Consider the following 24,032-nt stretch of genomic DNA (forward strand, 5'->3'; position numbering starts at 1 on the left):
CAACCAACCTTTCGGGCTTCCCTGTCGTTAAGCTTGCGGTACGGCCTTGGGAAGCATAGGCTCGATGATTTTGGCAATGTCCTTAATCACCGGCAAATCGATAAAATCCATCAAGGTCAAGCTAATCTGGAACGCGCTCTCGATTTCGGTAACGAACCGGATCGTTAATAAGGAATTGCCGCCCAACCGGAAGAAATTGTCGTTCACGCCGATGCCTTGCATGTTCAGAATGTTTTCCGTAATGTCGATCAGCTTTCTCTCGATTTCCGTCACAGGTGCCTCTTCCGCCGGTTGGGATGACAAGGCGGCTTCCGGCGACGGCAGCGCTTTGCGGTCCACTTTACCGCTCGTGCTCAAAGGCAGCTTTTCCAGTCTCATGAAGCGGGTCGGAACCATATAGGCAGGCAGCCAACGACCGAGATGCCCGGTCCACTCCTCATCCGGCTTCTCCTCGTCGGTCACGACATAAGCGACGAGACTTTCGAGGCCGGACGAATCTTCTCTCACCGCAACGGCAGCGCTCCGTACCGACGGATGCTGCAGCAGCGTCTTCTCGATTTCCTCCAGCTCGATCCGGAAGCCCCGCAGCTTGACCTGCTGGTCGATCCGCCCCCGGAAGACGATAGTTCCATCCTCCTGCCAGCGGGCCAAATCCCCTGTCCGGTACAGCTTCTCGCCCGGGCAGAACGGATGGTCTATGAATTTGTGCGCAGTCAGCTCCGGCTGGTTCAAATAGCCTCTCGCCAGCCCTTTCCCGGCAAGACAAAGCTCGCCGTCCACCCCGACCGGCTGCAGGTTCATATGCTCGTCGACAATGTACGACCGCATGTTGCCGATCGGCTTCCCGATGGGCACCCGGTGCAGCTCTTCGCCGTCCGTGAAAGCGAAGCCTGTTGCATAGATGGTCGCTTCCGTCGGACCGTACAGATTGACCAGGCTCGCCCGCAGCCCCAAGGAATAAAATTTCTGGACCGTATGCACTCCCAGCGCTTCACCGGCCGCAAACACATAGTTCAGGCTTTGCAGCGCAGGGGCAGCTTCCTTGCTCTCGACCACATCCATAAACGATTGCAGCATGGACGGCGCGAAATTCATATGCGTCACTTGATGACGCCTAATCGTCTCGATGATTCTCGCCGGTTCCTTCTCGGCTCCCGACTCCAGAATGACGAGCTTGCCGCCCGTAAAGAAGCAGCCGAACAATTCGCTCATGGACACGTCGAAGGTAAACGACGTTTTGAGCAGATACGCGTCTTCTTGCTCCAAAGGAAACGATCTCTGCAAATGGGCCAGCGTATTGACGAGCGAGCCGTGCTCCACCATGACCCCTTTGGGCTTGCCGGTCGAGCCCGACGTATACAGGATATACGCCAGATCGCTCGGGGCGCTCACACGGCTGAGATTCGAGCTGTCCCCTTCGGCCTTCTCGTCGATCGCGAGCGTCGGAACGGGCAGGCCTTCCGCCGTTTCGCCTTCGTCGGACGGAACAAGCAGGACACGGGCTCCGCTGTCCTCCAGCATGAACCGCTTGCGCTCCTCCGGGAACCCGGGATCGATGGGAAGATACGCTCCCCCGGCTTTGAGCACCGCGAGGATGCCGATCACCATGGCAAACGACCGCTCCGCCATGACCCCGACAACGCTTTCGGCAGCGACTCCGTGGTCCCGCAGCGTGCGAGCCAGCCGGTTCGCTTGGGCGTTCAGCTCCCCGTAGGTCATCGTCAGCTCTCCGAAAGCCAGCGCGATGCGTTCCGGGGTCCTCTCCGCCTGCGCTTCGAACAGCTCGTGAACGCAGACATCGCGGGGATAGTCCGCCTCGGTCCGGGTCCACTCGCTCAGCAGCTTCTTGCGCTCCTGCGGGTCCAGCATATCCAGCTCTTTCACTTGAACCTCGGGATGCTCCACCAGTTTCCTCAGCAGGTTCACGTATAACTCCATCAAGTGCCGGACCGTTTCCCGGCGGAACAGGTCCGTATTATATTCCAACCGCATTTCCATCGCGTTATCCTGCTGATGGATGTTTAGCAGCAGGTCCACCTGGGTCGCATCCAGCACCGGCTCCTCCCAAGCCTCCTCCGCACCGGCGAACGTTTCTTTTTCCTTGGCGGAGCTGACGAGGTTGAACATAGCGCGATACAACGGATTGCGCACGCTTCGCCGCTCCGGGTTCAGCTTCTGGATCAGCCGTTCGAACGGATAATCCTGCATGTAGTACGCTTCGTCGACTTTGTCGTGCACGCGCTTCAACAGCTCGTCAAAGGCCGCTTCCCCGTCCACCTCCATCCGAATCGCCACGGTGTTGACGAAGAAGCCGGCGGCCTGGGCCAGACTGGAGCTGTATTGCCTTCCCGAAAATACCGTCCCGACGACGACGTCCTGCTGGCGGGAGCACTTCTGCAACAGCACGTAATAAGCGCACAGCAACGCCGAGAAAGGGATCACCTTATACCGTACGCAGAGCGACCGCAGCTTTTTCACCAGATCGCTTGGCAGCGCCCGGATTTCAAGCGCTCCCCGGAAGCTGAGCTGCGCCGGCTCTTGGAAATCCGCCGGCAGGTCGAGCACCGGCAGCTCTCCTTGAAACTGCTTGAGCCAATAAGCCTCCTGCTCCTGCGTATGCGCCTCGTCGAAATTCGCCCGCTGCCAGTGCACGTAATCCGCGTAATCGACCGCGAGCGGCTTGAGCTCTTCTCCGCCGGTCACGCCCATGCGCGCGTTGTAGAATGCTTTTAAATCGCGCCAAAGGAGCTGGAACGTCGTCTCGTCGGAAATAATATGGTGCAGCTTCAAAATGATGAGGCATTCGGCTGCCCCCGCGCCTCCCATCGGCACGATGATCACTTGGAACAGCGGGTCGCCACTCACGTCAATCGGCTCCCGGCACACTTCCGCCAGCTTCCGCAACGCCGCTTCATCCTGCAGCTCCGCCTCCTCCGACGAACCGTCGATCCGTTGGAAAATCGCTTCCAGCGTCTGATCGAACGTTTGAACCGGAGTGCCGTTTTCATAGCTCACTTTCGTCCGCAGCGCCATATGACGGCCGATCAAGTCGCCAACCGCTTGGCACAAGGCCTCCGAATCGATGTCCCCCGTCACGCGCTTGCAGGAAATTTTGTTCCACAGCGTGCTGTCCGGCAGCAGCTCGGAGAGGTACAGCACCCGCTCCTGCTGGAAGGAAAGCGGATAGCTCGGCTGCTCGCTTTGACGCGATATCGCCGGGTACTTGCGTTTTGCCCGTTTCGTCATGAGATTCATCCTTTCGTCCTGGTTTCCTTAAGAGCTTCGGCTTCCTCGCTTGATGAGTTCGTCCGCAATGATCAACCGCTGAATTTCCGATGTTCCGTCTCCGATCTCCGTCAGCTTCGCATCCCGGAAAAATCGCTCTAGCGGGAGGTCTCTGGAGTAGCCGTACCCGCCAAACAGTTGGATCGCATCCTTCGTCACTTGGGTCGCTACCTCCGAGGCGAACAGTTTAGCCTCCGACGCCTCCTTCGCATATTTCTCTCCGTTGTCCTTCATCCGGGCCGCCTTTTGCAACAATAGATCGGCGGCATTGATATTCATCTCCATATCGGCCAACATATTTTTCACCGTCTGAAAATGGTAAAGATATTGATCGAACTGCTTTCTTTGCTTGACGTAGCTGATACAGTACTGCTTGGCTTCCTCAGCGATGCCGACGGCAATCGCCGCCATCCCCAGCCTGGCGCTGACGAGCGTCTGGTGCAGGATGTCCAGACCGAAATTTTTACGCCCGATGAGGCAGGTCTTCGGAACCTTGACGCCGTCCAGAATCAGCTCGCCCGTATCGGAGCTTCGCATCCCGAGCTTCCGCTCTTTTTTGCCGGACGTGGACAGGCCTTCCATCCCTTTTTCCAGCAAAAATACGCTGATGCCGAGCAGCTTCTTTTCCGGCGCCGTCTTGGCGGGCACGATGTAGTAATCCGCATAGTTGCCATTCGTCACAAAAACTTTCGTGCCGTCGAGAACATAATGATCGTCCACTTCAACCGCCTTCGTCAGCATCGACGACATATCCGATCCGCTTCCGGGCTCCGTGAGCGCGAAGGCGCCGATTTTTTCCCCGGAGAGCATGGGCTGCAAATAGCGCGCTTTCTGCTCTTTTGTGCCGAAGGCACTGACCGGGTTGCAGGTTAAGCTGGTGTGCGCGACGACGGTCATGGCGGTGGAGGCGCATGCCTTGGCCAGCTCCTTCACGAAGCCGGTATACGTCGCATAGTCCAGCTCCAAGCCTCCGTATTCTTTCGGATACGGAATGCCCAGCAGACCGAGGCGTCCCAGCTCCCGGACATTGTCCAGCGGAAATTGCTCGCGCTCATCCGTTTCGCTGGCGATGGGCCGAACCTTCCGCTTAATGAAGGTCTCGGCCGTGTCGAAAACCGCCTTCCGCACTTCCCCGTATTCCAGTTCCATATCCTCACACTCCAAACGTTTTGTGCCAGCATTCCAGCGCGATCAAAGCGTGCGACGTTCTGAAAATCGCCAGATTGTCCATGTGCTCATACCCGTTCTTTTTGTTGAAAAAATCGTTCGCCGCCCGTTTGTCGAAGTAAGCGGAAATTTTGGAATTGCCCGATTGAATCAGCTCGTTGGCGATGTTTCTCTGGACGACAACCGATTTCGGATCGACCGGGAACGGGAACGGCCGCTTCTTCCGCTCGACGATCTCCTTCGGCAGCAGCTCTCTGGCGATTTCTTTCAGGATGATTTTTTCCTTGCCGTCCTTGAGCTTGTAGGCCGAAGGAATATTCGCCACATAGTCGACGATACGATAATCGAGAAACGGAACTCTCGACTCGATGCCCCAAGCCATGCTCGTTTTATCCTGCCTTTCCAGCATTTCCAGCAAATAGAGCTTGATGAACAAGTACAGTACTTTGTTCAGCTCGTCGCCCGTCTCGAACCGGGAGGTCATGTCGCGCAAGGCTGTGGACACGTTTTCCCTGAACCGGGTTTGTCGGGCGACATCGGGATTCAGCAGGCCGGACACCTCTTGGAGATACGGCGCCCAAGGAAATTCCGTGAGCTCGCTTGCCGGCTTGTGGTTCAAGAAGAAGAAATATCCGCCGAACAGCTCATCCGACCCTTCGCCCGACAGGACGACCGTGACGTCGCTTTTTAACCTCTGATACAGCAGGTACACGGAAGGGGTCGTCAGATCGACCGGCTTTTCCACGTGCCAGGTCGTCTTTTCCAGCATGTCGTGGTAGTCCTCCGGCCGGAAAATAAACTCCTTATGATCGGTTTGCAAGGCGTCCGCCATCAGCCGGGCATAGATCGTATCCGAGTTGGCCCCTGCAACCTCGCTGTTCTTGCCGTATTCCATCGAAAATGTTTTTAGCCGGTGGGTCGCATGCCCAGCAGCAATGGCGGTAATTAAGCTGGAGTCCAGCCCTCCGCTGAGCAGGGAGCCGAACGGCACGTCGCTCATCAGCCGCATGCGTACCGACTCTTGAAGAAGCGCGAGCGTTTGCTCCTTGTAATCGCCGAACGACTGAGGCTCTTCCGCCGACTGCCGCAAAGCGATATCCCAGTACGGAATAAGCCGCTTCGTCTTGTTGCGGAACAGCAGCGTATGGCCCGGCGGAACGGACTGAATGTGCTTGAACATCGTGTGCCCGTTCAAGAGCGCCGTGCAGAATAAATATTCGGGAATGGCCGCCGGTTCCGCCTCCGCCCGGATATCCGGGTGCTGCAGGATCGCTTTGACCTCCGACGCGAACAGCAGCGCTTTGTCGGACAAGCTGTAGTAAAGCGGCTTTACCCCCAGCCGGTCACGGGCCAGAAAGAGCGTCTCCGTCTTCTCGTCCCAGATCGCAAAAGCAAACATGCCGTTGAACCTGCGCACGCAGTCCGGCCCGTACTCCTCATAGCTGTGTACGATGACCTCGGTGTCGCAATCCGTCACGAAGCGGTGTCCTTTGTTCTCCAGGTCGCGCTTCAGCTCGCGGAAATTGTAAATTTCGCCGTTGTAGGTGACCCAGACGGTATGATCCTCGTTCGTCATCGGCTGCTTGCCGTTCTGGAGATCGATGACCGACAGCCGCCGGTGCCCGAGCCCGATGAACGTATCGACGAACACGCCCTCGCCGTCCGGACCGCGATGCGCCAGCGCCTCGTTCATCCGGTTCAGCACCGCTTCCGAAACGGGCGATTCCTTCCCATAGTGGTACGCTCCGCAAATGCCGCACATTGGGGTTCCCTCCTTTCGGTTCCGTGTGGCGGATCAGAAGTCAGAAATAATACCAGATCGTCTTGTAATCGTCCGGATTTTCCCCCAAGGCTTCCAATCGGCGCAGAAAATCGTAAATCGGCGTATCCTTGTACACATACGTATTGACCGGGGCCATATATTTTTCCCAAGGATAAAATTCGTAAATCCGGCTCCCGTCGTTCAAAATCATAATGATCTCATGATCCTGCCAAGCGTTCAGCTCGTTCTTCCCGAGCGTAGGCACGTTAAACACCGGTTTGTCGGTCCGCACCAGCCCCGGCATTAAGCGCGCCTCCTCCTTCTGCTCCTGAAGCAGCCGGGCTACGGGCACCTTGAAGTCCGCCGTCTCCTCTTTCCCCTTCAGATTGAACAAATAGTAGGGCGAAATGCCGATCCCCTTCAGCGATTCCCGCAAAAAGCAGGTCTCGAACTTCCGGCAATTTTGCATGGTGAACACCTGCTGGTTATACACGTCGATGCCGAGCGACTTGATGTTCCGCATCGCGTCCGCCATTTCTTGCGAAATTTCATACGGATGCTGCACATGGGTGACAAGCGTAATCGTCTGCTCCGGAGGCCGGTGATACGTCCGCAAAATCGCCAGCAGCTCTTCGTCGAAGCGCATAGGCGCCGTGACGAGCGTCCGCGTGCCGATGCGGATGCGCTTGATGTGCTTCATTTCCGCGAACGTCTGCAAAATAGACGCGATCTTGTCGTTGCTGACGGCCAGCGGGTCCCCGCCCGTAATCAGCACCTCGCTAATGCCCGGGTTCGCCCGGAACCACTCGTACGCTTCCGCCAAATTATGAATCCCCGGATCGGCTTTACCGCAGGAATCCTCCGCCAGTTCCCAGTTTCTTTGGCAGTAGATGCAGATTTGCGGGCACCATAAGTAAGGCTTGACGATCGCGATCTGCGAATATCTTCGGGTCACAAAGTCGGTAGGCGAGGTGTCCATTTCGTGCATAAAATCCAGCTCTTCCTTCGGAAGCAGCCTGGCTTCCAGCATTTTGTCCAGATAGATCCGGTTCGGAATGACCTGTGCCCGCAGACTCCTGTCGTGCCGATGCCCATCCGCCTTGGGGTCGGGGTCCATCAAAGACAAGTAAAACGGTGTGATCTCGCAAGGAATCCCCTGCGCCATCGCCGCATCGATGCACGCCTTCTCTTCGGCGGACAGCTCGATGATCTCGCCGATTTTGTCGGCATCGCGGAAACGGTGCTTGAACTGCCAGCGGTAATTCGTCCAGTCCTGCTCCGTCGCTCCCAGCGCCTGTAAAATCCGCTGCCGATGCTCCTGTCTGCGCCGGACGACCTCGTCGTCCAGCCCGGTTCTATAACCGTTCTTGTGGATAAAACCGGCATACTGGTCTGCCTTCACGTTGAGCAGCTCGGACCGGACGACCGCCGCCTCGCGCCCTTCCAGTTGCATGAAAGCAGGAACCTCGCGCTTGCAAATGCCCGATTTCGAATAAATCCCCGAAAGACCGATCACCCCCTTGAACAAATGCTTCATTTCCACAAGAAACGCATCCGTCACCTCGGGCCATTCCTGCCGCCGCCAATGCTCGGCAGCCAGCTTCCATAAGGTGTCCAGGCAGCTGTGCTTCGTCTTGTGCTCGTTGCTTTCCGAAATAATGCTTTTGAAAACCGTGATGCAGTCGCGGGTATTTTTCTTCTCCAGCGGATGCAGCAGGCAGTCGGCGCGCCGCACTTTGTCCTCGCATTCATTCAAGTAGCCGAACATCCGGCTGCGGGCGTCGGATAACGTCTCGCTGTCGACGAGCAATCGCAAAATATCCGGATTGGCGTCCAGCAGCTCGGAAATTTTCTCATGAGTAGCCATAAGCAGCCTCCGCCCCATAACGTGAATTGGCCACACTCAACTCAGCAATTGCTCCTCCACCTGCTCGGCGAGCCGCAGCGCTTTTTCCTCCGGGTCCTCGACGCGCTTCAACGCCTCTTCCCGGGTAATGATGCCCTGCCGCACCAGCAAGCTCATTTCAAAATCGTATGGATGAAAACGATGAACCTGCTTGTGCTTGACGATCCCCAGCGAATTCAACCGGCAATTCGTCGAATTCGGATCGACGTCCTCCGGCTTGGTCCACCCAAGCTCCCGGATCGTACGGTAAATTTCGTCCTCCTGGTACCCGATGATCGGGAAGGCGTTGATCGTATAAGGAAACGGATTCGTTCTGTACTCGTCCTTATCCAGCATGAGATACGTATACACGTCGTCCCCCACGCGCTCCGCAAGCGGCTTGAACAAATTTTTGCGCAGCTCGTATGGAATTTTGTTGTCCTGAAATAGTATTTCGTTCTCGGATTGGATCAATTGCCCCGGACTGTTGCCCAGCATGACCATCGGAATTCCTTTTTCGATAGCAACCCGCAAACACATGTTCGTGACGATGCGGATGCATGAAATGCAGATACCGCTGCCGAACTGCGTCAGATGGGTCGGGTAAACCTCGGGCGCCGAGCTCTGCAAAAAAATTTGCTTCATCAAGTCGTATCGTGGCCGAACAATCGTATGATCCACATTCAGGCGGTTCAGCACCTTGCGCATGTTTATAAACGAAGCTTCCGACATGAAGCCGTTGTCGAGCGTCACAGCCAGCATACGAAGCCCGTACTTTTCCTTGAGCGTATGAATCAGGAACGTACTGTCCTTGCCCCCGCTGTAGGCAACCAGCGCATCGTACTTCCGGTTCTGCGCTTTGCATTCGCGGATGATTTCATCCAGCTTCGCCTGAAGCTTGGAGAGCGACGGAACGAAATTCTTCCCGTTCTGCTTACGGCAGAAGGAGCAGACGCCTTCGGAATCGAACGCGATTCCGGGGTAGGTTTCGGGCATCACGCATAAGGTGCACCGTTTCACGGTTGGGTTCCCCTTTCTGAATTAACTTAATTCGGACCGGTTGATTTTGAGATTGGCGGTCTTGGGCAGCGGCTCGCGAAATTGGACGGTGTCGGGAATCATGTAATAGGGCAGAACCGATTTGCAGTAGCGGATGACCTCCTTCTCCGTCAGCGCGTGCCCCTCTTCCGTGACGACCAGCGCCTTCAAGCTGCCGCCTTTGTCTGGATCGTGCCTGCCGATCACCGCAGCCTCGATCACGCCGGGCATTTGGCACAAGCGCTCCTCTACTTCCTCGGGACTGAACCGGAAGCCTTGCGATTTCAGCATTTTGTCTTTCCGTCCGACAAAATACAGGTAGCCTTCCTCGTCCAGCTTTCCGAGGTCGCCGGTATGCAGCGCTCCGCCCCGGAACACTTCGTTCGTCTTCGCCGGATCGTTCCAGTAGCCCGGAGACACGAACGCGCCTCGGTGCACGATTTCGCCGGTCTCGCCCGGACCGCACAAGCGGCCGTCCTCGTCTTCGACGGTAATGTCCACGCCGGGCAAAGGCTTGCCCACCGACGGGATTTTGTGTTCAAACTCTTCGGGAAGCAGGCACGTGGAACGAAAAGCCTCCGTCATGCCGTACATCATATAAAATTTCGTCTGCCTCAGCAGATCCTTTAATTTCATTAGCTCGTCATGGGGAAAAGGTTCGCCGATAATCGAGATGTATCTGAGGTGAGGGTATTGGTGCTTCGCCAATGGAGAGTGTTTTTGGAGGAGCATCCTCCAAAGCGACGGTACGCCGTGGAAGCCGGTAATCTGCTCGCGAAGCATCGTTTCCACGATATCATGAGGGAAAAGGGATTCTTGCAAAACCAAGGTTCCGCCTACATACAGCATGGTGAACAATTGACTGAGCGCGCCGTCGAACGAAAATGGGGTCACGCTGATCAGCCGGTCGTTGCGCCGGTTTTCCAAAACCTGGGCGGAGGTGATCGTCGCCTCACTAAAAATCCGATGCGTTACCACAATGCCCTTCGGCTTTCCGGTGGAGCCGGAGGTGTATAGGATCGCCGCCGGATCGTCTGCATGCACGGCCGCCTGAAGGCTGCCCGCGAAATCCGCACACTGTAAAATGTCTTCCATCGCATAATCATGTTCATATTCCGACCGGTCTCTGCGCTGCACCTGCGCCTGGGATAATCTTACAATCAGCTCGATGCTGCTTTCTTCCAGACCGGCTTGGTTCAGAACGCCGATTCTGCTGTCATGAACGAACAGCGCCCGCATCCCGCAATCCATGACGATATGACGCAGCTGCTCGCTTTTGACATGCGGATTGATATGGACGAAGATCGCCCCCATCTTCATTGCCGCCAGGATGACGATGATTTCTTCGAGGCATTTGGCTGAAAAAATGCCCAGTCGGTCGCCTTTGCGAATGCCTTGAGAGAGCAGAAATCGCGCGAGCCGGGTCGAAGCCTCGTCGGCTTCTCGAAAGGTCAACCGCCTGTGCTTCTCGATAAACGCTTCCTTCTGCGGATCGTCTGCCGCAGCCTTGGACAACATGTCGGGAATCAGCATACGGCTACCTTCATGCCCTTAACCGTTCGACCAGCGACACGACACCGTTCATCGTTCCGAGGCTCTCCATGTTCACGTCATCCTCGGAAATGCTCACACGAAACGTTTCTTCTAGAAAAGAAATCAGATCCAGCACATCCAGCGAGGTCAGCAAGCCTGCTTCGAACAGATTCAGCGAAGGATCGGTTACAGGCTCATGGGTCAGTTCGCGAATATAATCGGAAATTTGTTCTCGTACCGTCATCGGTCTGCGCCTCCCGCAATTTTCCATAAAGTTGCAATCCGTTTTACTTGGTCAACTCATTTGCTGCTTCTCCGCTTTCAGCGTCTCCATAAATGCCGGGATCACTTCCAACAGATCGCCTACGATCCCATAAGTAGCGAGATCGAAAATCGGCGCATTCGGATCGGAATTAATCGCAACGATCGTTTCCGCCTCCTCCATCCCTACCGTATGCTGGAGCGCCCCGGAAATCCCGCAGGCAAAATAGACGCGGGGCTTGACAATGCTTCCGGTTTGGCCGATCTGATGGGAAGGATGAATCCAGCCCAGATCCACGGCAGCCCGGGTAGCTCCCACGCTGGCCCCTATCGCTCCGGCAAATTCGTAGATGAGCGGCAGGTTCTCCGCCTTCTTGATCCCCCGCCCCACCGCAACGATCGTATCGGCCTGCAGCAGATTGGCGGGGTCCGCCCGCCCCTTCACGATTTCCAAAATTTCAAGCACCGTCTTGGACACGCGAATCTGCGAGCTCATATCCCTTACGGTGCCGCTGGGCGCGCTTACTTTCGAGGCCGGCCGGAATACGTGCTCCTTGATCGTCGCCATTTGCGGTCTTTGATGCGGAATGACGATTTTCGCGACGATGCTTCCGCCGTAAGCGGGCCTCGTGACAACCAGGTTGCCCGTGTCCTGATCGAGCGACAGGCTGATGCAGTCGGCGCACAATCCGGTATTCAGCCGTGCGGCGACTCTCGGGAAGATCGAACGGCCGCGCCGGGTGCCGCTTCCGAGCACGATGGCCGGCTTCAGCTCGGCCAGCAGCTCGCTCATGCAGCGGGCTTCCGCGTCCTCCGCATAGGGCTGAAGATTCGGGCTGTCGACCAGCCATACCTCATCGACGCCGAGCTCCAGCAGCTCGCCGGTTAAATGGCCGATCTCGCTGCCGAGGAGTACAGCCGATACGGGCAGCCCCGTTCCTTCAGTCAATTGCCTCGCAGCCCCGATCACCTCCGCCACCGAAGGAACAAGCGCTCCGTCGGTATGCTCCGCATAGACGCAAATGCCGCTAAACGTCGACGTTTCGTTCCCCTTAACGATACTCTTAACGTCCGGTTCGTCCGGTATGGACCAGTCGACCATGGAATCTCCGGGCATAACGTCATCCGGCAAGGAATCATCGACGATCGCATCCGCCGGGCATACCGGCACGCAAGAGCCGCATACAACGCACCGGTTGTGGTCGACAAACGCCTGAGCGTCCACCAAGCTCAAAGCTTCAAATGGACAAAGCTGCACACAGGTTCCGCATCCGATGCAATTCGATTGGAGAATGCGAATTTGGCTCATGTGAAAACTCCTGTTCCTTTGTCGTCGCAGGCCCCGATTTTGGACAAAATGCGGGCTGCGCATTGCCGGTTGTCCGCATAGCGGACGATTTCCCCGTTAACCGCCCTCTCCTTTCCGGCCGGGTGGTATACGCCGACGACCCGAGTAGGCGATCCGCTTAGACCGGCCCGGCCCGGCTTAATCCCCAGATCATCCGGGCCCCAAACCGTGATTTGCGCGGTCTTTGCCTTCATGAGGCCCACAACCGATGGAATCCGCGGTTGGTTGATATGCTTGCGGATGCACAGCAGCGCCGGCAAAGGCAGCTTGATCGTGACATCGCGGTCCTCCAGCTCCCGTTTGACCACCATTTCCCGGTCGTCATGCGCGGAGCAGATTTCGCTTACGTTCGCCACATGAACGATGCCGAGCTGCTCTGCCAAGCTCGGGCCGACTTGGCCAGTCTCCCCATCAAGCGATTGCTCGCCGGTCAACACGAGTTGGAAGCCGCCCAATTTGCGAATCCCTGCCGCCAGCGTATACGAAGTGGCCAACGTATCCGCCCCGGCAAAATCACGGCCCGAGAGCAATACGATCCGGTCGACGCCCAAGGCGGCGAAGTCGCGAAGCTGCTCCCGGCATTTTTCCGGTCCCATCGACAGGCATGTCACGGTCCCTCCGTACCGGTCCTTCAATTTCAGCGCTTCTTCCACAGCATAGTAATCGTTCGCGTTGTTGACCAACTGGCTCGCTTCCCGGCTTGCACCGTCCGTTTCTTTGCTTTCGTCCGCCATCTCCTGCAGCATCACTTGTTTGACGCAGACTGCAATGTTCACCGAAAGCCTCCTTCCCGAATACTAAATATCAGGGCCCGTAATTCATATTATTATCTACTTTGGGTAATTTTGGTAGTGATCATTTTCACAATCTTTGTTAACATTCTGCAAACGAAAACGAAATCGCCTGACCGTTCAAGGCGACAAATTTTAGATTGACCCTTAAGAAAAGGGAAAGCGGCAGTTCAGAACACGAAAATAAAGTTCTTGACTACCGCTGCTTTATTCAACTAACGTTACCCGTTAGAGCTTAACCTGATGATCAGATTTCAGCTCAAACTTAAATTCTTCAGCACTATTTGGAAGCAAAACGTTTTGCGAACGTCACGCATAAAACATCGCCAATAAGCGGGAACCCCACTACTACACAAAGTGCCGCTAAGAATAGCGGAAGGATTTCGTTTCGAACAGAACGTTGTTGTCTAAAGATAAACAGCAATCCTCCTGCCAACACTCCAGCAATTGCAGCGCGACATACCGTGAGGAACAAAGGATCGAAATCCATCACAGCTAAACGTGTTGCTGGTAGGGAACCACTGAAAAATAGCTGATTAGCCCAATATGGGACGATTTCGCCAGAATCGATCATGGCCTGCACCCGGTCTATGGATGCTGCATCCTCAGATGTACGGCGGTCTATCATGCCCGTTGGATTCAGTATAGGGTCGAACCTGCCGGCCATGACATGGTTCATATCCACCTTGAATTGAATTTACTTCAATGTGATTCCAAATTCCGCGTTCGGCGCGCCAGCAAATACAACCGTTCCGTTCTTCGGCAGCTGTACTTTGTTGTTGCCGCTCACAAAGCTAAAGTTGATGCGCACTCCTGTTTCATCGTATACTGCGAATGCACTATTCGCGGGCAGCGTCACGGTCAACGTTTTCCCTGCCGCCGCTTGCGGGATCGTAAACCATTTCGCATGCCCATTCGCTTGCAGCGTAACTTTGGACGATTGGCCTGCAGGGAGCGGTTTTACATTTGACTCGTTCACGAATAGCATTCCGGCCTCTTCTATGTATTCATGGCCGCCCTCTGTATAGAAGCGGGCTTCACTTGTATCGCGGCCTGCCAACACGGGGATCTGGATCTGATGCGCCGCTGTGTTCGGACCTGTTATTTTTTTCCCCTCCCAATAGCCAGGAAAATCTTCCTCACGAGTAATCTGATTTGTAGGCATTTGCACGAAATACATCATAGAGTTGAAATTTTCGTTCACAAGATAAAACTTGGCGCCTTCCCGTTTCTTCCAAGCAGAAGCGGTTTCCTTGGACAGCTTGTTATCTTCTAACTTCTCAGCTGCATACTCAGACACCGCATCTTGCCCCAATCCTGGCTCCGTGCGATATGTACTCCTCTTCAAATAGGTGCGTCCATTTTTCTCGGTTACGAAGCTGAGCTTGGAGGTACCCTCCTTGTTGACAAAACTCCCATCCGCGGTATACACATATTTCGCTTCTGGCTCGGGTGCTAAGAACAGTTCCCCATCCTTTGTAATATTAATTTTGAATTGGCTACGGCTATCGCCGTAATATCCTGCTTGCTTCATCACCTCTTGCGGCATCTTGGACTTAACAGGTTTACCAAATGATTTGCCTGGCTTGACGGCCTTGATGACGCCCTTTTCTTTAAGTGCCGCCAGCAGCAATTCATTAGCTAGCATTTGATTTGTGCTGGAGCGGCCGCCGGATGACAACACAGCCGCTGCCATCTTCTGTTCAGGAAGCACGACTAGCGCAGCATGCTGCAATAACGAGTCGCCGGTTTTAGCCAAGCCTTTGATCCCATATTCACTGAATGGATACAACTTCACACTATCCCATCCGAGGCCATAATTGAACTTACTATCTGCATCTCCCGGCCATATTCCCTTTTTGTACTCCTCCTGCTCCATCGCTTTGACTGCCTTGGCTGAGAGAATCCCTTCGGTCTCTCCCATAAATAATTGGGAGAATCGCACCACGTCTTCGGCTGTAGAAGAAATACCTCCCGTGCCAATCCCATTCGACCACTCATTCGGAAGCTGTCCTGTATATGTTGGAAAATAAAGCCCTGCCCGCTTAACGTCTTTCCCTGGGTCTTGCGACGTCTTCGTATGATTTAACTGCAACGGCTTTGTAAAATGGTGATGTAGAAAGGCGGTAAAGCTCATGCCACTCACTCTTTCCACCAGAATCTCAGCCAGCCAAAAGCCGTCGTTGCAATATACTGAGAACGCACCCGGGTCAGCCTTTAAGCTTTGGTGAGACAATTGCTGCAACAAGGTATCATGGGTATAGGAATTATTATCCCCAAATAAAAATGCATTGCTATTAATGGAACCTTGCAGGCCGGAGGAATGGTTCAATAGCATCCGTGGTGTGATCCGTTTGTAGCGTTCATCCTTCATCTTAAAATCAGGGATATATTGGGTGATAGGCGTATCTAACTCGATCTTACCTTCATCCACTAGCTTCATCACTGCAGCCGCCGTATACACTTTGCTAACCGATGCAATGCCGTATACAGTATCTTTGGTCAACGGCTCTTTTCCTTGCATGTCGTTTTTACCGGTCTGACCCGACAAAATAATGTTCCCATTATCAATCAGTGCATACTGCACGCTGTTTGCCCCATGGGACTTCGTCAGGAGTTCCGCTTTCTCCGCAGCAATCTTCTCCAATCCTGGTTGACTTGCTGCTACTGAAGTCTTATGGGTGGGAGCCGCCATCGACCCTGTTGGTTGAATCATGGGGAGTGCCAATGTAACGGCTAGCACCGATGCGAGTTTATTTTTCATGTTATGACTTCCTCTCTCTAACTAGGTGTATGTTCAACAAATCCTAGTTTAGTTTTTTTATGGTCCGGAAGAAATTGTCTCTAGGCTAGTTTTTAGTCTGGACTAACGTCCAGGGCAATCGGTGTAAAAAAAACCAGTAGGACACCTCTTATGTGCCCTACTGGTTCTTATTCATATCCACCTTGAATTGCATTTACTTCAACGTGATTCCAAATTCCGCATTCGGCGCGCCCGCATTCGGGCCTGTAATTTGTCTGCCCTCCCAATAGCCTGACAGACCGTTCTCGCGAGTAATTTTCCTTGTCTGCTGCGTGAGATATTCGAATGTTACTGAACTAAATTTCTCGTTCACGAGATAAAACGTAACACCTTCTCGCTTTGCCCAAGCCGCAGCGGTTTCCTTCGATAGCACGTTGTCTGCTAGCTTCTCGGCTAGATAGTGAGAAACCGCAACTTGCTGAGCTATCGTTCCACGTTAGCCTAATCTATTTTTCCATTGCATCATTTCTGTGCGATTCCACTGAATGATTCGTACCGTATAACTCATTTAAATGCTCGATATGAGCTACTCCCCAATCATTTAACGCCTGCAAAATGGGTTCCATCCCTTTACCGTATTCTGTGATGGAGTATTCCACCTTGGGGGGAATTTGGCGATAGATCTCACGGTGAACAATATCGTGATACTCCAATTCCCGTAATTGTTGGGTCAACATTTTTTTGGTTATATCCGGTATCGCTTTTTGAAGTTCGCTAAATCTCATGGTTCCGTTTGAAAAAAGGCGAAGCAGAATCACTGGCTTCCATTTCCCGACAAGGATCTCCAACGCCGTCTCGAATTTACAAAAGGTAGACATGAATATACCCTCCCCTTCTATGCTGGCCTTAGGTTTCTTTTTGTATACTACGTTTATTTTAAGTAACTACTTCCTAAAGCGATTTCTATAGATTATTATGCACCTAGAGCTCAATAGACACAAGAGGAGGTGATTGAAGAAAAAACAGTATGGATTATCGTTAGTTAGTTTGGGATATCAATAGATGAAAGTGATAAGGAGTTGGCGTAATTCATGAACGTCGTTTTATGGATCGTACAAGGGATATTAGCATTAGGATTTATTTATTCCGGTTGGTTGAAGGCGTTTCAGTATGAAGTAGCAAAAGCGTCCTGGACATGGGTGAGCGATGTTCCAAAAGATCTCGTTTTTTTTATTGGTTTAGCGGAATTGTTTGGAGCAATAGGTTTAATTTTGCCTCAAGCCACAAAAATCGTCCCTGTTTTGACGCCGACTGCCGCGGCCGGACTTGCTGCAATCGTTCTTTTCGGTGCCGTATTCCATATGATGCGCGGCGAATATAGGGAAATTGTCGTGAACATCGTTTTCTTAGCATTTGCCCTATTTGTTGCGATTGGTCGTTTAAAGTGGATGCAGTCGTAATTCGATAAACGCGGACTTATTGGTCTTAAATCAACCGCAGTTTACACCCTTCTATCGATACCGGCTCTCCGTCAACTAACTTCCTTTTTTCGTAGACTGATAAAGCGTCAGGTCTTATCATATAAGTAGTAGAATGACTCGAAAATCGAAAGCAGCGGCAGCCTTGGACCGGAAAATTACGTCCTAGTTTGCCGCTGCTTTATTAAGCTAACTCGTTAGTGCAATGACTAAGCATCACACTGTGATACGCTTCAGCGTGCTGTCTGTAACGGCAAGTTTTAAGGCTATCCTTTGCAGAAGGACACTTTCTTTGTGAACATGCTTGTTTATTTTGGAAATCTGACAAATACAATAACGGAGGAAAGGATTGCTCCAAGCTGAAGGGGTAATTGTTTTAAAGAAATGTAGATGGGAAACGAAGCTTACTTAAGTTAAAGTTAATTTACTGACAACGCTATTTGGACCTGAAAAAATGGAACCGCCGGCTTGAACAGTATCGCGAATTAGACTGATCATCGATTCTCGATCGGCATACACTGCGGCAATCCAACTCTGTGGCGCGTCGGTCTCTGGGTCGTACTGTGCGCCCCAGTTGGCCAACTCAAGCAAGACAGGAATTAAATCTAGGCCTTTCTCAGTAAGTAAATAAACCTCTTTTCGCTTATCTGTGTCATGGGGCTTTTTAACGAGTAAGCCTTTCCGCTCTAAATGAACAAGGCGGCTGGCAAGTATGTTTGAAGAAATGCCTTCTTCAGATTCTAAAAACTCCCCATATGTTTTCTTGCCGAAATATACGATGTCACGGACGATCAGCAATGACCAGCTATCACCAAAAGTCTCCAAAGAAAAATTAATAGGGCAATGTGATTTGTTATCTGAACGTTTCATAAGACCAATATATCATACTTGCATTATAAAAGCGAATTGACTTGCATTATAAAAGTGAAATATGTATACTGTTGCCATATCGAGTGTTTTCAATATTTACAATAATGTTGAAGGAGGAACGAAATGACAACGAATAACAGAGCACTTCCGCAAGTCGTTTCAGAAGACGAGTGGCAGATTGCTCGCGAAAAACTGCTCATTAAAGAGAAGGAACTCACCCGTGCGTTAGACGCACTGGCCGCGGAGCGTCGGAGGCTACCGATGGTCCGGATCGGTAACGATTACGTCTTCGAGGGCCCTAACGGCACAGCAAGCCTGCTTGATCTTTTCGACGGACGCCGCCAGCTCATCGTCTACCACTTCATGATGGAACCAGGCTCCGACCACCGTTGCCGCGGCTGCTCATCCTTCGTTGACAACATTGGCCATCTTGCCCATCTGAATGCCCGTGATACCACCTTAATTCTAGTCTCCCCCGCACCACTATCACAGATCGAACCTTACAAGAAACGCATGGGCTGGACTGTGCCCTGGTTTTCTTCGAACGGCGATAATTTCAACGTCGACTGCGGTGCGGGCAAGGGATTCGGCCTAAGCGTCTTTCTCCGTGATGACGACAGCGTCTTTCGCACCTATTATACGACGGCACGCGGCGTCGATAGGATCAGAGCCGACTTCAATTTCCTTGACCTTACACCCTTCGGCCGCCAGGAAGACTGGGAGGATTCGCCTGAGGGGTGGCCGCAAACCCCGCCATATACTTGGTGGCGCCTACACGACGAATACGAAGTATGACATAAGATGTACTTCTGGCCATAAAGGTACAGGCAAGCTTATCATAGCGAGTAGCAATTCGGCGGTAATGCTTCAGGCGGTTGAACAATAGCTCCACCAAGTGCCGTTCTTTGTACAGCCACCAATCACAGGAACGCTGGACCTTGCGATGCCTGCGGCTTGGAATGACCGCAATAGCTTTCTGATTTTCGATCAGTTCTAGAATCTTATTCATATCGTAGCCTCGGTCGGCAATGACCGTACGGCCTGTGAGTTCAAGGTTTTGGAGCAGTGCGTAACCGGACACGGAGTCATGCTGTTGACCTGCGGTAAGCTCGAAGCGAAGCGGATACCCTAAAGCATCCACCACTACATGAATTTTGGAGGTTAACCCTCCGCGCGACCGTCCGATGGCTCGGAAATGCTGCCCCCTTTTGCCCCGGCTCCATGCTGGTGTACCCGAACAATCGTGGCATCCAGCATGATCTGCTGCAGGTCAGGAGAGCTCGAAACGGCTTTAAGCACGCGCTCCCACACACCTATTTTGGGCTATTGTTCCAGATTGAAGACAGACCCTAGTTTATCAAAGATTTTCCTCTACAGCCAAAAGACAAAAAGCTATGAGTGTAGAACTTAGGCAACCGCTTCTCTTGTTAAAACTAAAAACTAAGCCGCAGGGGCATCCCTGCGGCTTTGTTCAGTCTAATTAAAACCAGCTGATATTAATGGAATATTGCACTTTATTTTCATGATCAATAAGCTCAACAGCCTGCCAAGTTCTATCGATAGCGGTAACTTTCGTTCTTTTGTTTTTGTAATCAGGTTCAAACTTTAACACGGGAAGGCCCGAGAAGGCATAGTTGGTAGTTGGCAGATAAAACGATTCGTCGAGCACGAGGTTCTTTGTGACTTGTTTATAACCAGGAAGAGGCAGCAAACCGGCATGAGATACAGTTTCTGTTGAACTCGACGGAGTTGTAGAAATGTGTAGGTCAGCTTGTGCACTTGCAGCCTGCGCGCCAATCAAGGTAGACAACAGCAAAACCGATGAAGCTACAAACTTGCCTTTATTCACAATAAATCCACTCCTCTAATGGTTTTAATCCTGCTTTTTCGGTAGCCAATAATGAATACTCCCTTGATTTCATTACCTACTTGCGGGATTACGTTTATATTATATCATTATGGTTTATATTTCAATGTTTTTCAAAATTTTACAATAATTATATTTTTATTTTACTTATGACTACAACAACCGAAAACCGGTGATTAATCGGTTTTCGGCTGTTTCGTCATCTTTTATCCGTCCGCCTGAAGCATTACCGCCGAATTGCTGCTCGCTATGATAAGCTTACCTGTACCTTTATGGCCTTTTTATCGCTGGCCTCTATTTTGCTTTGGCTTCATTAGGTTTGAAGACAGGACCTAGTCCATAAAAGTGGTGGGTCTCCCGCGCACGCTCGTACACACTGGCGGACTCTTTACCTATTGGGCATCTACAATAGGCGACATGACGAGGCTCGGGAGCAAGCTTCCGCCAGCGGATCAACGTGTACAGTGATGGAAAAGTAAAAGGCGTATTTGTGAGCGAGTCCGACGTCGCAGTCGTAACAGTCCGCGCACTGAACGATCCGAAGATGGAGGACAAGGCGATATGACCGCCATTTGTGCCGTTCTCGGGACACAGAAATTCCAAGAAACGAACCTTTCCTTCAGAGTCGCTGAAATCAAACCCAAGCAGAACAAGAACGTTTTCACGCCTCTTGCGCGTCGAACCCCAAGAAACTTGCCGTTACTTTCGATACGGTTAACCGTATTATCCTACCAAATAGCGACATTACTGGTGTCGTAGTTGGACTGGAAAGCCAAGTCACATCAAGGACTGGATGAAGGAACTTTATTTTCCCCCGTCAGACTGCACCGTTTGCCAGCGAAAAAACAGACCTCCGCCTACATACGGCAAAGGTCTTGTTTTCAGGTTTACGGGTTGACCGTAACCTTAAAGGTGGAAGTCGTATTTTTGATGTTGGTTGTGCCGGGCCCCATATTGAGGAACTTCAGATTGTTGAACACGGCGGAGCCTACCGCCGGTCCTCCTTCGATTTCGTTGGCCCAGATGCCGAAGCCCGACTTGGCGTCGTACGCATCCCCGCTCTTGCGGACGCCCGAAATCGTCACGTTCGAAAAGACCGTGTCCGTGACGGGATTTTCAGGGGAAGAACCGTTGTACTTCGTCTGGAACATGATCCCGTGATAGGTCGGATCGACGATATCCATATCGCGTATGCGGATGCCCCGGAACTCTTTCGAGGCCGAGAATAACCAGATCGCCGGGAACGTTTGATTTCCCCAGAAGTGCCCGCCTGTGCGGACCAGCGATATGTTTTCGATGGTCGTTTGCGGCGAAGCGCCGAAGCCCCGGAACGGGTAGCCAAAATCGAGGGAGCTGAGCGTCACGCCAGAATAAACGAGCGTGTCCGCGATATAGATATTCCGGAACGTATTGCCGGTGCCTCCGTATACCGCCAGACCTGCTGCGCGCCAGGTGAGCAGCGAGGTTAAATTTTCGAATACGTTGCCCGCATTGTCATCCGGCGCTCCTGCATCGATGGCGTTAAATAAAGCGAAGCTGTCGTCCCCTGTACCGCGGGCCTCGACGTTGCTGACGAGATTGTTCGTGCTACCGTTCGTAAAATTGATGCCATCCGCGAATACGTTGCGGATTCGGGAGTTTTTGATCACCGTATGGTCGACATTTTGCCCCCAGAACATGCAAACCTGGTGCTCTACCCAAACGTTGTCGATCGTCATGTCGGCGACGTTCGTGAAGCCGAATACTTTCCCCGGTCCGTCGATCCGCGCAACATAGTTGCCGAAATACGCAAAGTTCGCAAAGGTAGAGCCGTTGGAGCCGGTGCCTGCATAAAAGCCGATATCGGTGCTCGTCTGATTCGCAGGAGCCACGAACCTCGTATACCATGGACCGGCGCCGATAACCTTTATCGGTTTGCCGTAGACCTGGAATTTGGACCCCGTTTCGTAGGTTCCCGCAGGGAGATATACGCCGACGAGCTTGCCAGTCGGGTCCATACGCACCCGATCCAGCGCATCTTGGACGGCTTGGTGCGACGTGTTGGCCGGCGTGACGTATTTGGCCGGGTCGGGATTGGTAATGGGCGATACTTGCTCCAAGCTGATAAAATCAATCGCGTATGTCGTTGTGTTGGCGGGGTCTTTTTGCAGCTTGATGGTGCTGCCTTTGGGAATCGTTTGATCGAACATGATATTCGCTTCGTCGTAAATATGCCTTGGATCGCCCGCGCCCGGGGAATTGTCCGGCGAGGTTTCGCTGCCGTAAAGCCACATATACTTGGAAGTCAGGTCGATCGATTTGGCATAGTTGCCATTGACATAAATATTGAGCGTGGAATTGATTCCGCCGCCGCCGGGAGCGTCGGGAATGGAAAAGCGCATCACCAGCGTATTCGTGTCGGCTTTCGTCGTGAACTGCACGAAGCTGCCCGTCGTATTCAAGGTCACCGCCTTCCGTCCGGAAGCCTCGCCGGCCAAATCGCCGACATTGCGGTTAGGACCTACGATGGCCGCCCCGCCGCCGATCACGCCGTCCTCCGCTTCATAAATATCGTAAGGCATGTTTGCGCCTCTTGTCGGAATCGGAGTCGTCGGATTGGAGAACTTAAACCAATTCAGATTGAACAGGTTGGAGCCGCCCGTAAACTTGAGATACAGGTCGTGCATTCCGCTGATGGAATTGATTCCGCATGTTTTCGTGATCCATGTCTGCCAACCGCCCGTGCCCGGCAAGACGCACGTACCGGCAAGCGTGCCTGTGAGGCCGTCCAGCCGGACCTCGATCGTTCCTCCCCCGGTATTGCTCGCCGCTCTGGCTTCGAAAATCGATGCTCCGCTTCCAAAGTCGATATTTTTATAGACGACGTAATCCCCTTCATCGATATGACTAAGATTCAGTCCGCCTTCACTGGAGCTTTCGGTCTCCACGCCGGATTGACTGTCGTAGCTTTCAGCCTCGATGGTGGTAAAAGCGGACCTTGGCTCCGAGCCAGTTCCTTCGGCGATCTGAAGCTGATCCAGGTTCACGTTGCCCGAATCGCCGGGATCATACTTGTACGTTATCGTATTGCTGCCGGCGTTTAAATTCACGTTCTCCGACTTGGTTGACCAGGTATCCCAGTTCGCCAAGGAAGGCAGAGCCGTTTGCTTGATTTTCGTTCCATTGACGTACAGGCTGAGCGTGCGGTCTCCTCCCATGGCGTTGGCATATCTCAAAATGGCGTTGTATTTGCCTGCAGAGCTTACGCTTACCGTAAACTGTGCTGCGGCTCCCTGGCTCCAGTAGCCGTCGACAAATCCCGTCCCCGTATAGCCGGCGTGATCGGTGTTGACTTTGGCTCCACCCGATAATTGGGCCGACTCCGCTTCATAGGTGCCCGGCGGTGGCGGTGTCGTTTGGCCGTATACTTCCAGCTCGGATAGTTGCGCCGCCGGCCAGCCGGTATTGGCGGTAAAATTCAGCTTCACGTATCTTATTCCGGCATTTGCGAAGGAGATCGTTACGGTGTTTCCGCCGGCGGGATCGAATGAATAAGCGGAAGAAGCGGCCAACGTGCTATAGTTGACATCGTCCGTACTGCCCGTGACGGATAAGGTTTGGGAGCGCTGCTCCCAAGCAGGCGGCAGACGGAGAACGACTTGATTGATCGTGCTGACGGCGCCGAGATCGACACGCAGCCACTGCGGAAAAGCGTTGTTCGCGCTTTCCCAATAGCTCGACGGATTGCCGTCGTTCGCGTTCGCCGCACGATAGACATCGACGGAGCTGCTCGCGGTAATCGGTTTGCCTGCCGCCAAATTCGTTGCAGCCTGAGCCTTCTCGGGAACCCATCCGACTTGGGTAAGCACCAAACAAAAAACGAGTATCCACATCGGAACATTCGTTCTTCTTCCCTTAAAGCGAAACGGCATATTCATAAGCCTGCCTCCTTGTTCAATAATCCAGAACCAGCTTGCGCGTATTTCGCATCCTCTGCTTCAATGCTCCTTATCGCCTCCCCACAA

18 protein-coding genes and 3 pseudogenes are annotated in these 24,032 nt (G+C 53.0%); 3 read left to right on the forward strand and 18 right to left on the reverse strand.

The window, feature by feature from the left end; genetic code table 11:
* Positions 1–27: 27 nt before the first annotated feature.
* The 13 genes and pseudogenes from ET33_RS36135 to ET33_RS01430 form a co-directional block, all read right to left on the reverse strand.
* On the reverse strand, positions 28–3,246 hold the full coding sequence (locus ET33_RS36135) for a non-ribosomal peptide synthetase (protein ID WP_051775023.1): 3,219 nt from the start codon (positions 3,244–3,246) through the stop codon (positions 28–30).
* 27 nt (positions 3,247–3,273) lie between these two features.
* Positions 3,274–4,434, reverse strand: coding sequence for an acyl-CoA dehydrogenase family protein (locus tag ET33_RS01375; RefSeq protein WP_051775024.1), 1,161 nt, complete (start codon positions 4,432–4,434; stop codon positions 3,274–3,276).
* Between the two features lie 4 nt (positions 4,435–4,438).
* Positions 4,439–6,214 carry an asparagine synthase (glutamine-hydrolyzing) gene (asnB, locus tag ET33_RS01380; protein ID WP_036675456.1) on the reverse strand — a complete coding sequence of 592 codons (1,776 nt, stop codon included), beginning with the start codon at positions 6,212–6,214 and terminating at the stop codon, positions 4,439–4,441.
* Positions 6,215–6,254: 40 nt separating this feature from the next.
* The gene (locus tag ET33_RS01385) at positions 6,255–8,081 is read right to left on the reverse strand and encodes a KamA family radical SAM protein (protein ID WP_051775025.1); all 1,827 of its coding nucleotides are present in this window, start codon (positions 8,079–8,081) and stop codon (positions 6,255–6,257) included.
* 36 nt (positions 8,082–8,117) lie between these two features.
* Positions 8,118–9,119 (reverse strand): adenine nucleotide alpha hydrolase family protein, encoded by a 1,002-nt coding sequence (locus tag ET33_RS01390; protein ID WP_036675459.1) that lies wholly within the window; start codon positions 9,117–9,119, stop codon positions 8,118–8,120.
* Positions 9,120–9,140: 21 nt separating this feature from the next.
* Positions 9,141–10,670, reverse strand: coding sequence for a class I adenylate-forming enzyme family protein (locus tag ET33_RS01395; protein WP_051775026.1), 1,530 nt, complete (start codon positions 10,668–10,670; stop codon positions 9,141–9,143).
* A 10-nt stretch (positions 10,671–10,680) separates the two neighbouring features.
* Positions 10,681–10,914 (reverse strand): phosphopantetheine-binding protein, encoded by a 234-nt coding sequence (locus ET33_RS01400; protein WP_010494739.1) that lies wholly within the window; start codon positions 10,912–10,914, stop codon positions 10,681–10,683.
* Between the two features lie 51 nt (positions 10,915–10,965).
* Positions 10,966–12,240, reverse strand: a complete 1,275-nt coding sequence (locus ET33_RS01405) for an electron transfer flavoprotein subunit alpha (protein ID WP_036675461.1) — start codon at positions 12,238–12,240, stop codon at positions 10,966–10,968.
* Positions 12,237–13,055, reverse strand: a complete 819-nt coding sequence (locus ET33_RS01410) for an electron transfer flavoprotein subunit beta/FixA family protein (RefSeq protein ID WP_051775027.1) — start codon at positions 13,053–13,055, stop codon at positions 12,237–12,239. Before ET33_RS01410 ends, ET33_RS01405 begins: the two co-directional genes overlap by 4 nt.
* Positions 13,056–13,398: 343 nt before the next feature.
* A pseudogene (locus ET33_RS37150) lies at positions 13,399–13,644 on the reverse strand (hypothetical protein); the annotation flags it as partial.
* Between the two features lie 123 nt (positions 13,645–13,767).
* Entirely contained in the window at positions 13,768–15,834 is a 2,067-nt protein-coding gene (locus ET33_RS01420) for a serine hydrolase domain-containing protein (protein ID WP_036675469.1), read from the reverse strand.
* A 235-nt stretch (positions 15,835–16,069) separates the two neighbouring features.
* Positions 16,070–16,291 (reverse strand): annotated as a pseudogene (locus ET33_RS01425) (serine hydrolase); the annotation flags it as partial.
* 28 nt (positions 16,292–16,319) lie between these two features.
* A complete protein-coding gene (locus ET33_RS01430) occupies positions 16,320–16,691 on the reverse strand; it encodes a winged helix-turn-helix transcriptional regulator (RefSeq protein WP_036675474.1) in 372 nt (123 codons plus the stop codon).
* Positions 16,692–16,904: 213 nt separating this feature from the next.
* Between ET33_RS01430 and ET33_RS01435 the strand changes: the two genes are divergently transcribed.
* On the forward strand, positions 16,905–17,273 hold the full coding sequence (locus tag ET33_RS01435) for a DoxX family protein (protein WP_036675477.1): 369 nt from the start codon (positions 16,905–16,907) through the stop codon (positions 17,271–17,273).
* Positions 17,274–17,699: 426 nt separating this feature from the next.
* On the opposite strand, the gene ET33_RS01440 is transcribed toward ET33_RS01435, so the two are convergent.
* Positions 17,700–18,161, reverse strand: a complete 462-nt coding sequence (locus ET33_RS01440; RefSeq protein WP_036675480.1) for a winged helix-turn-helix transcriptional regulator — start codon at positions 18,159–18,161, stop codon at positions 17,700–17,702.
* 123 nt (positions 18,162–18,284) lie between these two features.
* Here ET33_RS01440 and ET33_RS01445 point away from each other — a divergent pair, with 123 nt between their 5' ends.
* Positions 18,285–18,956, forward strand: a complete 672-nt coding sequence (locus ET33_RS01445; RefSeq protein WP_036675483.1) for a DUF899 domain-containing protein — start codon at positions 18,285–18,287, stop codon at positions 18,954–18,956.
* Here ET33_RS01445 and ET33_RS40555 read toward each other — a convergent pair.
* From ET33_RS40555 to ET33_RS01450, 3 genes are all read right to left on the reverse strand, one after another.
* The gene (locus ET33_RS40555; protein WP_081890156.1) at positions 18,853–19,347 is read right to left on the reverse strand and encodes an IS5 family transposase; all 495 of its coding nucleotides are present in this window, start codon (positions 19,345–19,347) and stop codon (positions 18,853–18,855) included. The genes ET33_RS01445 and ET33_RS40555 overlap by 104 nt on opposite strands.
* Positions 19,323–19,460 carry a transporter gene (locus ET33_RS38300; protein WP_152570572.1) on the reverse strand — a complete coding sequence of 46 codons (138 nt, stop codon included), beginning with the start codon at positions 19,458–19,460 and terminating at the stop codon, positions 19,323–19,325. The genes ET33_RS40555 and ET33_RS38300 overlap by 25 nt, the downstream gene beginning before the upstream one ends.
* 181 nt (positions 19,461–19,641) lie before the next feature.
* On the reverse strand, positions 19,642–20,010 hold the full coding sequence (locus ET33_RS01450; protein ID WP_036675485.1) for a hypothetical protein: 369 nt from the start codon (positions 20,008–20,010) through the stop codon (positions 19,642–19,644).
* Positions 20,011–20,243: 233 nt separating this feature from the next.
* Here ET33_RS01450 and ET33_RS39580 point away from each other — a divergent pair.
* Positions 20,244–20,345: pseudogene (locus ET33_RS39580) on the forward strand (IS5/IS1182 family transposase); the annotation flags it as partial.
* A gap of 570 nt (positions 20,346–20,915) precedes the next feature.
* Here the strand turns inward: ET33_RS39580 and ET33_RS01460 are convergent.
* Entirely contained in the window at positions 20,916–23,945 is a 3,030-nt protein-coding gene (locus ET33_RS01460) for a carbohydrate-binding protein (RefSeq protein ID WP_051775028.1), read from the reverse strand.
* Between the last annotated feature and the right edge of the window lie 87 nt (positions 23,946–24,032).

This window comes from Paenibacillus tyrphae, from assembly GCF_000722545.1.
Lineage (GTDB): Bacteria > Bacillota > Bacilli > Paenibacillales > NBRC-103111 > Paenibacillus_G > Paenibacillus_G tyrfis.

What these genes read in the sequence shown, in the direction of transcription:
- ET33_RS36135 (WP_051775023.1), bottom strand. Translation starts at nt 3,246, where the DNA reads ATGACGAAACGGGCAAAACGCAAGTACCCGGCGATATCGCGTCAAAGC.
- ET33_RS01375 (WP_051775024.1), bottom strand. Translation starts at nt 4,434, where the DNA reads ATGGAACTGGAATACGGGGAAGTGCGGAAGGCGGTTTTCGACACGGCC.
- asnB (WP_036675456.1), bottom strand. Translation starts at nt 6,214, where the DNA reads ATGTGCGGCATTTGCGGAGCGTACCACTATGGGAAGGAATCGCCCGTT.
- ET33_RS01385 (WP_051775025.1), bottom strand. Translation starts at nt 8,081, where the DNA reads ATGGCTACTCATGAGAAAATTTCCGAGCTGCTGGACGCCAATCCGGAT.
- ET33_RS01395 (WP_051775026.1), bottom strand. Translation starts at nt 10,670, where the DNA reads ATGCTGATTCCCGACATGTTGTCCAAGGCTGCGGCAGACGATCCGCAG.
- ET33_RS01400 (WP_010494739.1), bottom strand. Translation starts at nt 10,914, where the DNA reads ATGACGGTACGAGAACAAATTTCCGATTATATTCGCGAACTGACCCAT.
- ET33_RS01405 (WP_036675461.1), bottom strand. Translation starts at nt 12,240, where the DNA reads ATGAGCCAAATTCGCATTCTCCAATCGAATTGCATCGGATGCGGAACC.
- ET33_RS01420 (WP_036675469.1), bottom strand. Translation starts at nt 15,834, where the DNA reads ATGAAAAATAAACTCGCATCGGTGCTAGCCGTTACATTGGCACTCCCC.
- ET33_RS01430 (WP_036675474.1), bottom strand. Translation starts at nt 16,691, where the DNA reads ATGTCTACCTTTTGTAAATTCGAGACGGCGTTGGAGATCCTTGTCGGG.
- ET33_RS01435 (WP_036675477.1), top strand. Translation starts at nt 16,905, where the DNA reads ATGAACGTCGTTTTATGGATCGTACAAGGGATATTAGCATTAGGATTT.
- ET33_RS01440 (WP_036675480.1), bottom strand. Translation starts at nt 18,161, where the DNA reads ATGAAACGTTCAGATAACAAATCACATTGCCCTATTAATTTTTCTTTG.
- ET33_RS01445 (WP_036675483.1), top strand. Translation starts at nt 18,285, where the DNA reads ATGACAACGAATAACAGAGCACTTCCGCAAGTCGTTTCAGAAGACGAG.
- ET33_RS01460 (WP_051775028.1), bottom strand. Translation starts at nt 23,945, where the DNA reads ATGAATATGCCGTTTCGCTTTAAGGGAAGAAGAACGAATGTTCCGATG.